The organism is Enterobacter cloacae complex sp. HYC074_NIDB (assembly GCF_056673345.1).
Window position 1 is genome coordinate 857015 of record NZ_CP114214.1, and the last position, 11434, is coordinate 868448.

The window sequence follows — 11434 nt, forward strand, 5'->3', positions numbered from 1 at the left end:
TCTCATGGGGTTTTTGAGGTTATTGGTGAAAGCGATAATTCGTGAGCCGTTTGTTGTTTCAAAATTGTTAACAATTTTGTAAAATACGGGCGGATAGAACGACCCGGTGGACGACGGGTATACATTAAGAGGTCATGATGAGCACAGAAATCAAAACTCAGGTCGTAGTACTTGGGGCAGGCCCGGCAGGTTACTCCGCAGCATTTCGCGCCGCGGATTTAGGTCTGGAAACCGTCATCGTAGAACGTTACAGCACCCTCGGCGGTGTTTGTCTGAACGTCGGCTGTATCCCTTCTAAAGCGCTGCTGCACGTAGCGAAAGTTATCGAAGAAGCCAAAGCGCTGGCTGAACACGGTATCGTCTTCGGCGAGCCGAAGACCGACATCGACAAAATTCGTACCTGGAAAGAGAAAGTTATCACTCAGCTGACCGGCGGTCTGGCGGGTATGGCCAAAGGCCGTAAAGTGAAAGTGGTAAACGGTCTGGGTAAATTCACCGGTGCGAACACCCTGGAAGTGGAAGGTGAAAACGGTAAAACCGTGATTAACTTCGACAACGCGATCATCGCGGCAGGCTCTCGCCCAATCGAACTGCCATTCATTCCACATGAAGATCCACGCGTGTGGGATTCCACCGATGCGCTGGAGCTGAAAACCGTTCCTAAGCGTCTGCTGGTTATGGGCGGCGGTATCATCGGTCTGGAAATGGGTACCGTGTACCATGCGCTGGGTTCAGAGATCGACGTGGTTGAAATGTTCGACCAGGTTATCCCGGCTGCCGACAAAGACATCGTTAAAGTCTTCACCAAACGCATCAGTAAGAAATTCAACCTGATGCTGGAAACCAAAGTGACTGCCGTTGAAGCGAAAGAAGACGGTATTTACGTTTCCATGGAAGGCAAAAAAGCCCCATCCGAACCACAGCGTTACGACGCCGTACTGGTGGCTATCGGTCGTGTGCCGAACGGTAAAAACCTCGACGCGGGCAAAGCTGGCGTGGAAGTGGACGACCGTGGCTTCATCCGCGTTGACAAACAGCTGCGTACCAACGTGCCGCACATCTTTGCTATCGGCGATATCGTCGGTCAGCCAATGCTGGCGCACAAAGGTGTTCACGAAGGTCACGTTGCCGCTGAAGTTATCGCCGGCATGAAGCACTACTTCGATCCGAAAGTGATCCCATCTATCGCCTACACCGAGCCAGAAGTTGCATGGGTTGGTCTGACTGAGAAAGAAGCGAAAGAGAAAGGCATCAGCTACGAAACCGCCACCTTCCCGTGGGCTGCTTCTGGCCGTGCTATCGCGTCCGACTGCGCAGACGGTATGACCAAACTGATCTTCGACAAAGAAACTCACCGTGTAATCGGTGGTGCGATTGTCGGTACCAACGGCGGCGAGCTGCTGGGTGAAATCGGTCTGGCTATCGAAATGGGCTGTGACGCGGAAGACATCGCGCTGACCATCCACGCTCACCCGACTCTGCACGAGTCCGTGGGCCTGGCGGCAGAAGTGTTTGAAGGTAGCATCACCGACCTGCCAAACGCGAAAGCGAAGAAGAAATAAGTTTCTTCAGATGAAAAAAGCGGCCTCAGGCCGCTTTTTTTATGCACTGCGTTCAGGGGGTGACAGGCTGCCAGGTTTTATCCGGGTGGTATGCAGCGAGCGCCTGCGCTTTCTGCGCCGAATCGTTGCCGAGATTTGCCTGATAAACCTTGTCTTCCTGGTTAACGACAAAGCTCATTACCCCCGTCTGACCATAGCTTACGGGCCAGGCAACCATCGCAAAGCCATTTTTATCCGACAGAATGCGGAACCGATAGCCGTGATAGCCCATACCAGGCTCCGGCGGGCTAAAGGCGGGACCCAGCGGGCTTGGCGCTTCGCCCGGCGAGATGGGCCAGTACAGGCCGCCTTTTAGCCCTGGCGTGCTGACAATCTTCTGCGCATAGCGGTGGTTCATGGCGTAGTAGCTCCGCTGTGCGTCGACGTAGGCGTGCAGCGCTTCGATAGCCGCGAGTTCGTTGCGGCCGATTTCGCGGGTCAGGATCTCATCAGCCGCTTTCTGCATATCAAATTGCCAGCCCTCTTTTTTCTTCACTACCGGTATGGGGAGTTGCCAGCCGTTATCGCCAACTGACAGATGGGCAATATCGCCGCTGATTTCGGTACGATGGTTTATCTTCCAGTCACGCAGGAATCGAGCCACCGCCTCCGGATCAATCCCTTCAGGTGGCAGATAGTCGCGCCAGTTATCCCCCAGCAGGTCGGCCATCGCGCTCTCATTCTGCTCGCTGATGGCCTTCGTCAGGGCATTGGCCGCCTGCTCAGGTGTGGAGAAAGATTGCTGGGCGAAGGCGAAGGTGGATACCATCAACAACAGCATTCCACCGATCGGTTTCATGTTCATAGCGGCTCCCTTAACGACGGTGGAATTCATGGTGTTCGGTATGGTGTTCGGACAGCTGCTGGCGGAAGCTGGCACGCTGCTCACTGTTCAGCGACGCGTGCTGGCGGCTTTGCAGCCCGCGCTGGTGCTGGGCCTGCCAGCTGGCCGAACGGCTGTCGTTGCCGCTCAGGGCGTTTTCCCGCAGCGGCTGATGCTGAACCTGCGTCGGGCGTCTGGTTTGCGCAAGAGTATTATTCATCTGTTGTGCGTGGGGCCGCGCGCTGTCGTAGCCGCGATAGTTGCTGCGCTGAGAGAGCTGCTTCAGTTGCTGCGCGGACGCTGAATGTTGCGGGAAATGCGCGTCGCCATGCTGTAGCTGTGTGAGAGTTTTGCCCGTCGACTGCTGTACCTGCGCCATCGCGGCCTGCCGCTGGCTATCGCGGTTGACCGGCTGCTGCCGGGTAGCGCTCAACCCGCCCGGCACTGAAGTCTGATGATAGCGGCTGGCAAGCTGGCTATTGGCGTAGGGCACGCCGTTGCGGTAGGCCGGATTATGCTGCCAGACCTGGTGATTATCGGTACGGTGCTCGCCGGTGATCTTATTGAAGTTATTAACATTAATATTAATGTTATCGCCGTTATGCGAATAACCGCCGTGGTGATCGTCATCATGATCGTGATGATGATCGTCGTCATCGTCCCAGTCGATGTTACTGAACAGCGCATAGGTGGTGGCTACGCCGAGGCTATAGCCAAAGCCTCTGACAAAACTATTGGTAAACTGCTGGCCGGGAGACGGAGGCAGATACACCGGCGGATAGCTGGCATTTGGCCACGTGCCGTAAACGGTGGAAGGGTTGTAGGTAGGGACATAAACCACCTGTGGATCGGCTGGCTCAATTTTAATCACCGTCGGACTAGCCGACGTTGACGTCGCGGCTGTACTGGCGGAGGCTGGCGCAGATTTTTTCACGGTGGTGACGGTCTGCTGCGGGGTGGATTGCAATGTGCCTGTCTGCTTCGCCAGCAGGCGCAGACGCTGCACGGAATCCATCACATCCTTTGGCTGGGCCAGAAAGGCGTCGCCGAGGCTTTGTACCCACGACGGGTTTTCCCCCATCAGCGACATTAACTGCGGAAAGGCGACCAGCGATTTCACGCTGGCATCCCATGGCTGCCCGCTGACCGCCTGAATGGCGGCATCGCCCTGCATTTTAGGGTTGTCCTTTGACCACTGGGCGGCCTGAATCACGCTCGCCGGATAGGTTGAGGCCATCAGAATTTGCGACAGCAGCGCGTCGGGGTAGAGCGCAATGGGCGCGGTCCACTGATCGATCTGCGCGGCGGTATAGGCAGGGGTGGCCACCGGGGCAGGCTGTGCTGCCGGGTCGGGGAGCTGCGGGGCTACCGGCGCAGGTGCGGGAGCGGGTTCCGTTGCGCGGCTTTTAACGAACATGACGCCCGAGGCGGCAAACAGCCCCGCACTGCAAAGCAGAACAACAAGATGTGGTTTAAAAGGCAACTTCATAGATTGACTCCAACGAGACGAGTGCAGTGCCGTGAGGCGTTGCTGTTGCCGCGAGTATCATTCACCCGTGTTTTACAGTTTTGACTTTTGTTGGGAAAAACTCTGAAGCATCCGGATAAAGAGTGTGAGTATTTATTACACAATTATATCGGATGGCTGAGCAGGCGACGGAAATTCAAAAGGCCGCTCTTGCGAGCGACCAGCAGCGCGTTGCCGGGGGGACGACAGACTTACGGAACTGCTTCCGGGCCCGGTGACGGGGTGCTACATCATGCTTAACGATTCAGCAAATTTTTTAATGTTGCTTTTTTGTAAACAGATTAACACTGTGCAGAAATCCTGCTATGCTGCCCGACGCGGTATCGGGCATTTACCCTACAAACTGCTGTCTCACAGGAGCGTGAAGAGAACGCCCGCCGCATATGACAATGAGAGCGAGGAGAACCGTCGTGCTAGAAGAATACCGTAAGCACGTAGCAGAACGTGCCGCCGAGGGAATTGTACCCAAACCTTTAGATGCAACCCAAATGGCCGCGCTCGTCGAGCTGCTGAAGAACCCGCCTGAGGGCGAAGAAGAATTCCTGTTAGATCTGCTGATCAACCGTGTACCGCCTGGCGTAGATGAAGCTGCCTACGTAAAAGCCGGATTCCTTGCCGCCGTTGCCAAAGGCGAAGCCACCTCCCCACTGGTTACTCCTGAAAAAGCGATTGAACTGCTCGGCACCATGCAGGGTGGCTATAACATTCATCCGCTGATTGACGCGCTGGATAACGACAAGCTGGCACCGATTGCCGCTAAAGCGCTCTCTTCAACGCTGCTGATGTTCGATAACTTCTACGATGTGGAAGAAAAAGCCAAAGCAGGCAACGTCTATGCGAAGCAGGTGATGCAGTCCTGGGCCGATGCCGAATGGTTCCTGAACCGCCCTCAGCTTGCTGAAAAAATTACCGTTACCGTCTTCAAAGTGACCGGTGAAACCAACACCGATGACCTCTCCCCGGCACCGGACGCGTGGTCTCGTCCTGATATCCCTCTGCACGCCCTGGCGATGCTGAAAAACGCCCGTGAAGGCATTGAGCCGGACCAGCCGGGCAGCGTTGGCCCGATTAAACAGATCGAAGCCCTGCAACAAAAAGGTTTCCCGCTGGCTTACGTGGGTGACGTTGTGGGTACCGGCTCTTCCCGTAAGTCCGCCACCAACTCCGTGCTGTGGTTCATGGGCGACGACATTCCGCACGTGCCAAACAAGCGCGGCGGCGGCCTGTGCCTCGGCGGCAAAATTGCGCCAATCTTCTTCAACACCATGGAGGATGCTGGCGCGCTGCCGATCGAAGTGGATGTCTCTAACCTGAACATGGGCGACGTGATTGACGTTTACCCGTATAAAGGCGAAGTGCGTAATCACGAAACTAATGAGCTGCTGGCAAGCTTTGAGCTGAAAACCGACGTGCTGATCGACGAAGTACGTGCTGGTGGCCGCATTCCGCTGATCATCGGCCGTGGCCTGACCACCAAAGCGCGTGAAGCGCTGGGTCTGCCGCACAGCGACGTGTTCCGTCAGGCGAAAGACGTGGCGGAAAGCAACCGTGGCTTCTCGCTGGCACAAAAAATGGTCGGTCGCGCCTGCGGCGTCGCTGGTATCCGTCCTGGCGCGTACTGCGAGCCGAAAATGACCTCCGTCGGCTCTCAGGACACCACCGGTCCGATGACCCGTGATGAGCTGAAAGACCTGGCGTGCCTGGGCTTCTCTTCCGATCTGGTGATGCAGTCCTTCTGCCACACTGCGGCGTATCCGAAGCCGGTTGACGTGACCACGCACCACACGCTGCCAGATTTCATCATGAACCGCGGTGGCGTGTCTCTGCGTCCGGGCGACGGCGTTATCCACTCCTGGCTGAACCGCATGCTGCTGCCGGATACCGTCGGTACCGGCGGTGACTCCCATACCCGTTTCCCAATCGGTATCTCCTTCCCGGCGGGCTCCGGTCTGGTGGCGTTTGCTGCCGCGACCGGCGTGATGCCGCTGGATATGCCGGAATCGGTGCTGGTGCGCTTCAAAGGTAAAATGCAGCCGGGTATTACCCTGCGCGACCTGGTTCACGCGATCCCGCTGTATGCCATCAAACAGGGTCTGCTGACCGTTGAGAAAAAAGGGAAGAAAAACATCTTCTCTGGCTGCATTCTGGAAATTGAAGGTCTGCCGGATCTGAAAGTTGAGCAGGCTTTCGAGCTGACCGATGCCTCCGCTGAGCGTTCGGCTGCGGGCTGTACCATCAAGCTGAACAAAGAGCCGATTATTGAGTATCTGAACTCTAACATCGTGCTGCTGAAGTGGATGATTGCAGAAGGCTACGGCGACCGTCGTACGCTGGAGCGTCGTATCCAGGGCATGGAAAAATGGCTGGCCGATCCGCAGCTGCTGGAAGCCGATGCTGACGCAGAGTACGCGGCGGTGATCGACATCGATTTGGCGGATATCAAAGAGCCAATCCTGTGTGCACCGAACGATCCGGACGACGCGCGTCCGCTGTCCGAAGTTCAGGGCGAGAAGATCGACGAAGTGTTCATCGGTTCGTGCATGACCAACATCGGCCACTTCCGTGCGGCCGGCAAGCTGCTGGATACCCACAAAGGCCAGCTGCCAACCCGTCTGTGGGTGGCGCCGCCAACCCGTATGGACGCGGCTCAGCTGACCGAAGAGGGCTACTACAGCGTGTTTGGTAAGAGCGGCGCGCGTATCGAAATTCCTGGCTGTTCCCTGTGTATGGGCAACCAGGCGCGCGTAGCCGACGGCGCGACGGTGGTCTCCACCTCGACCCGTAACTTCCCGAACCGTTTAGGTACCGGTGCGAACGTCTTCCTGGCCTCTGCGGAGCTGGCGGCGGTTGCGGCGCTGATTGGCAAACTGCCAACGCCGGAAGAGTACCAGACCTTTGTGGCTCAGGTGGATAAGACGGCGGTGGATACCTATCGCTACCTGAACTTCGACCAGCTCTCTCAGTACACCGAGAAGGCAGACGGGGTGATCTTCCAGACGGCGGTATAAACAGCAAAACCGTCTCTACGAGACGGTTTTTAGTGTTTGCACCCTCTCCCGTGGGAGAGGGACGGAGTGAGGGCATCAGGCCGCAGGGTCTTGCTCTCACCTTTTTATTTTCATTCCTCCCACCTCTCCCGCTTTTTTTCTTCCTCGCTGCTGCGATAATTACCTTAATGGCTTTGCAGAGGAAAACACTATGGATTACGAATTTCTGCGCGACATCACCGGCGTGGTGAAAGTGCGAATGTCGATGGGGCACGAAGCCGTTGGACACTGGTTTAACGAAGAGGTGAAAGAGAACCTCGCGCTGCTGGATGAAGTTGAGCAGGCGGCGGAAACGGTGAAAGGCAGTGAACGCTCCTGGCAACGCGCCGGGCACGAATACACCCTGTGGATGGATGGCGAAGAGGTGATGGTGCGCGCCAACCAGCTTGAGTTCTCGGGTGATGAAATGGAAGAGGGGATGAGCTACTACGACGAAGAGAGCCTGTCGCTGTGCGGCGTGGAAGACTTCCTGAGTGTGGTGAATGCCTACCGCGACTTTATGAAACAGAAGTAACTTCCCGAAGCGTCCCTGCTCCGGGTCACGTTTACACGGTCGGAATGTTACGGCCGTAGTAAATTTCGCGCATCTCTTTCCAGAGCAGGTCGGTAATGACCTTTCGCTCTTCCTCACTTAAATCTTCCGGCTTCGTGTGGAACATGTAGTGCTTAAGGTCGAATTCCTTAAGTAACATTTTGGTGTGGAAGATATTCTCCTGATAGACGTTCACATCCATCATGTCGTACAGCGACTTCATGTCCTCGGACATGAAGTTCTGAATGGAGTTGATCTCATGATCAATGAAGTGCTTCATGCCGTTGATATCACGGGTAAAACCGCGTACGCGATAATCAATGGTGACGATGTCCGATTCCAGCTGGTGGATTAAATAATTCAACGCATTCAGCGGTGAAATCACGCCGCAGGTGGACACTTCAATATCCGCGCGGAAGGTACACAGCCCGCCTTCCGGGTGGCTTTCCGGGTAGGTGTGCACGCAGATGTGGCTTTTATCCAGGTGAGCAACCACCACTTCCGGCAGCGGGCCGGGGTGTTCGGTTTTGTCGATAAGCTGTGGGTCAATCGGCTCTTCACTCACCAGAATGGTGACGCTCGCACCCTGAGGCTCATAATCCTGGCGCGCGATATTGAGGATGTTCGCGCCGATAATCGAGCAGGTCTCTGTCAGGATCTCGGTCAGACGGTTGGCGTTGTAGAGTTCATCGATATAGGCGATGTAACCATCGCGCTCTTCTGCTGTTTTGGCGTAGCAGATATCGTAAATACAAAAACTCAGGCTTTTGGTCAGATTGTTAAAGCCATGCAGTTTAAGCTTTTTCAATTAGTTCACCTCCTTTGAGGACAGCGCGTCTTGCAGATATTGAGGCAACGCAAAGGCTGCGGTGTGGATCGCCGGGTTGTAGTATCGGCACTGGAGCCCGGCCTGATGGAAGCGGGCCTGGATAATTTCGGTGGAGAGATGGCGCAGGACGTCGTTATCCGTCGCCCAGGCAAAGGTCATGATCCCGCCGTAGTAAGTGGGGATCGCCGCCTGGTAGAAGCTGACGTCAGCAAAATAGGTGCTCAGCTTACGGTGGCTATCAAGCGCTTCATCCTGTTGCAGGAAGCAAACGCCGTTTTGCGCCACAAAAATTCCGCCAGGCTTCAGGCAGCGCTTGCAGCCTTCGTAAAACGACGAGGTAAACAGCGACGCGCCCGGACCGATAGGGTCGGTACAGTCAGAGATAATGACATCAAACGTTTGCGTGGTCTGGTTAACAAAATTGACACCATCGTCGATAACCAGATTAAACCGCGGATCGTCATAGCTGCCGGCATTATGGTTGGGCAGATACTGGCGGCAGAACGACACGACCCCGGCGTCGATTTCCACCATGGAGATGGTTTCGACATTCTGATGGCGAGAGACTTCACGCAGCATCGCGCCGTCGCCGCCGCCGATAATCAGCACGTCCTTCGCGTGGCCGTGGGCCAGCAGCGGGACGTGGGTCATCATTTCGTGATAGATAAACTCGTCGCGCTCGGTGGTTTGCACCACGCCGTCCAGCGCCATCACGCGGCCAAAAGCGGCGTTTTCGAATATTATCAAATCCTGATGATCGGTTTTCTCATGATAGAGCACGTTATCCACGGCAAAATACTGACCAAACTGGTCGTGCAGCGTTTCTTGCCATACCGTTTTTTCGGTCATGGGGAGCACCTCCTTCGTTAACATCCATTACATCCGGCAGATGGGCGCAACACAACACCGCCGAGAGGCGGTTAGCGGGTCAACAAGGGGCATCGGGAAGGTTACTTCACGTAGGCGAGCAGGCTGAGTGAATCGCGAGCCAGCGCTTTGCATTTTTTAGCAGTGGGAATGCCAATACCGCTTAAATCACGGTAGCTGTCTTCACCGAGCGCCTTCATGTCGAAGCTGTCGTAGTTGCTGAGGTCCCATTGATTCTGCTGGGCAAAAAAGACCAGTGCGCGACGAATTTGCCCATTGGGTAAATTCTGGTAACCACAATCGTTTTTCAGAAAAACAAAAACTGCCGTCAGATCGGCCATATCTTCCGCTTCGTTTTCACTTAGCGCGTAACTGTTCGCACACATCGCCATCAGGCTGGCGAACAAAATTGTTCTGAAAAACGTCTTCATTGCCTTTACCACTGCATCACGGAAAATTAACGTTAGCATACTTGATGCCAGGCCGACGATCTTTATTATTGCCGCCGTGCTTGACCTTCCGGTAAGGGGAGGGTTTATGCTCAAAAGATCGCCTGCTGGAAATAAGGAAATGCACATGCAACGTCGTGATTTTTTAAAATTTTCTGCCGCGCTGGGGGTTGCCAGCGCGATACCTCTCTGGAGCCGCGCCGTTTTTGCCGCCGACAGAACGGCTTTACCCATTCCTGAATTACTCGCCCCAGATGCCCGCAGCCGCATTCAGCTTGTGGTGCAGGCCGGTAAAACCACGTTCGGTCAGCACGCCGCCACGACGTGGGGCTATAACGGCAATCTGCTCGGCCCGGCGTTGCAGTTACGCAAAGGGAAGGCGGTGACGGTAGACATTCATAACACGCTTGCGGAAGAGACCACGCTGCACTGGCACGGGCTGGAAGTCCCGGGCGAAGTGGATGGGGGGCCTCAGGGCGTCATCAGGCCTGGTGGTAAACGCAGCGTAACCTTTACCCCGGAACAACGCGCGGCGACCTGCTGGTTCCACCCGCATCAGCATGGCAAAACGGGCCATCAGGTGGCGATGGGGCTGGCCGGGCTGGTGCTGATTGAAGACGATGAAAGCCGCCTGCTGCGCCTGCCGAAACAGTGGGGTATCGACGATGTCCCGGTGATTGTGCAGGACAAAAAATTCAGCGCTGACGGGCAAATTGACTATCAGCTGGACGTAATGAGCGCGGCGGTAGGCTGGTTTGGCGATACGCTGCTGACCAACGGCGCGATCTACCCGCAGCATGCCGCGCCAAAAGGCTGGCTGCGCTTACGTCTGCTTAACGGCTGTAACGCCCGCTCCCTGAACTTCGCCACCAGCGATAAACGCCCGCTTTATGTAGTGGCAAGCGACGGCGGCCTGCTGCCGGAGCCGGTGAAGGTGAGCGAGCTGCCGATGCTGATGGGCGAGCGCTTCGAGGTGTTGGTGGATATCAGCGATGGCAAAGCGTTTGACCTGGTGACCCTGCCGGTCAGCCAGATGGGGATGGCCGTCGCGCCGTTTGATAAGCCGCATCCGGTCCTGCGCATTCAGCCGCTACAGATCACCGCCTCCGGTACGCTGCTGGAGACCCTCACCACGCTGCCAGCACTCCCGTCGCTGGACGGGCTTACGCAGCGTAAACTTAAGCTTTCCATGGACCCGATGCTCGACATGATGGGCATGCAGGCGCTGATGAAGAAGTACGGCAATCAGGCCATGGCGGGAATGCATCACGGCCAGATGATGGGCCATATGAATATGGACCACGGCAATATGGGCGGCATGAATCACGGCGGCCATGGTTTCGATTTCCACAATGCCAACCGCATCAACGGCAAAGCGTTCGATATGAACACGCCCATGTTCGCCGCCACGAAAAGGCAGTTTGAACGCTGGGTGATTTCAGGCGAAGGCGACATGATGCTGCACCCGTTCCATATCCACGGCACGCAGTTCCGTATTCTGTCTGAAAATGGTAAAGCGCCGGAGGCGCATCGTGCGGGCTGGAAAGATACGGTGAGGGTGGAAGGCGGCGTCAGCGAGGTGCTGGTGAAGTTCGACCACGAGGCGCCGAAAGAGTTTGCCTATATGGCCCACTGTCATCTGCTGGAGCATGAAGATACGGGGATGATGCTCGGTTTTACCGTATAAAAAAAAGCCGGGTGGCGGCTTCGCCTTACCCGGCCTACATAGGGCACCCGTAGGCCCGGTATGCGTTAGCG

Annotated in this window: 9 protein-coding genes; 4 read left to right on the forward strand and 5 right to left on the reverse strand. The window is 56.0% G+C overall.

All coding sequences use genetic code 11. The annotated features are described in order from the left end of the window. Positions 1-137: 137 nt before the first annotated feature. Entirely contained in the window at positions 138-1562 is a 1425-nt protein-coding gene (lpdA, locus tag O1724_RS04120; RefSeq protein WP_003856313.1) for a dihydrolipoyl dehydrogenase, read from the forward strand. Between the two features lie 52 nt (positions 1563-1614). On the opposite strand, the gene O1724_RS04125 is transcribed toward lpdA, so the two are convergent. Next, complete coding sequence (locus O1724_RS04125; RefSeq protein ID WP_126297020.1) at positions 1615-2406, reverse strand: DUF2950 family protein; 792 nt, start codon at positions 2404-2406, stop codon at positions 1615-1617. Between the two features lie 10 nt (positions 2407-2416). Beyond that, positions 2417-3913 (reverse strand): DUF3300 domain-containing protein, encoded by a 1497-nt coding sequence (locus O1724_RS04130; protein ID WP_126297019.1) that lies wholly within the window; start codon positions 3911-3913, stop codon positions 2417-2419. A 449-nt stretch (positions 3914-4362) separates the two neighbouring features. Here O1724_RS04130 and acnB point away from each other — a divergent pair, with 449 nt between their 5' ends. Next, a complete protein-coding gene (gene acnB, locus O1724_RS04135) occupies positions 4363-6960 on the forward strand; it encodes a bifunctional aconitate hydratase 2/2-methylisocitrate dehydratase (protein WP_479983917.1) in 2598 nt (865 codons plus the stop codon). 190 nt (positions 6961-7150) lie between these two features. Next, positions 7151-7513, forward strand: coding sequence for a protein YacL (gene yacL, locus O1724_RS04140; protein WP_003856309.1), 363 nt, complete (start codon positions 7151-7153; stop codon positions 7511-7513). Positions 7514-7544: 31 nt separating this feature from the next. Here yacL and speD read toward each other — a convergent pair whose 3' ends face one another. The 3 genes from speD to O1724_RS04155 all read right to left on the reverse strand — a co-directional run bounded on the left by speD (position 7545) and on the right by O1724_RS04155 (position 9658). Then, the gene (gene speD / locus O1724_RS04145; RefSeq protein WP_126297018.1) at positions 7545-8339 is read right to left on the reverse strand and encodes an adenosylmethionine decarboxylase; all 795 of its coding nucleotides are present in this window, start codon (positions 8337-8339) and stop codon (positions 7545-7547) included. After that, a complete protein-coding gene (gene speE / locus O1724_RS04150; RefSeq protein WP_058656383.1) occupies positions 8340-9209 on the reverse strand; it encodes a polyamine aminopropyltransferase in 870 nt (289 codons plus the stop codon). 101 nt (positions 9210-9310) lie between these two features. After that, positions 9311-9658: a YacC family pilotin-like protein gene (locus tag O1724_RS04155; RefSeq protein WP_003856306.1), complete on the reverse strand. Its 348-nt coding sequence runs from the start codon at positions 9656-9658 to the stop codon at positions 9311-9313. A 145-nt stretch (positions 9659-9803) separates the two neighbouring features. Here O1724_RS04155 and cueO point away from each other — a divergent pair, with 145 nt between their 5' ends. Then, positions 9804-11363, forward strand: a complete 1560-nt coding sequence (gene cueO, locus O1724_RS04160; RefSeq protein WP_126297017.1) for a multicopper oxidase CueO — start codon at positions 9804-9806, stop codon at positions 11361-11363. Positions 11364-11434: the final 71 nt, after the last annotated feature.

Bases quoted from the DNA above. Each gene is read 5' to 3' on its own strand.
- lpdA (WP_003856313.1), top strand. From the start codon at position 138: ATGAGCACAGAAATCAAAACTCAGGTCGTAGTACTTGGGGCAGGCCCG.
- O1724_RS04125 (WP_126297020.1), bottom strand. From the start codon at position 2,406: ATGAACATGAAACCGATCGGTGGAATGCTGTTGTTGATGGTATCCACC.
- O1724_RS04130 (WP_126297019.1), bottom strand. From the start codon at position 3,913: ATGAAGTTGCCTTTTAAACCACATCTTGTTGTTCTGCTTTGCAGTGCG.
- yacL (WP_003856309.1), top strand. From the start codon at position 7,151: ATGGATTACGAATTTCTGCGCGACATCACCGGCGTGGTGAAAGTGCGA.
- speE (WP_058656383.1), bottom strand. From the start codon at position 9,209: ATGACCGAAAAAACGGTATGGCAAGAAACGCTGCACGACCAGTTTGGT.
- O1724_RS04155 (WP_003856306.1), bottom strand. From the start codon at position 9,658: ATGAAGACGTTTTTCAGAACAATTTTGTTCGCCAGCCTGATGGCGATG.
- cueO (WP_126297017.1), top strand. From the start codon at position 9,804: ATGCAACGTCGTGATTTTTTAAAATTTTCTGCCGCGCTGGGGGTTGCC.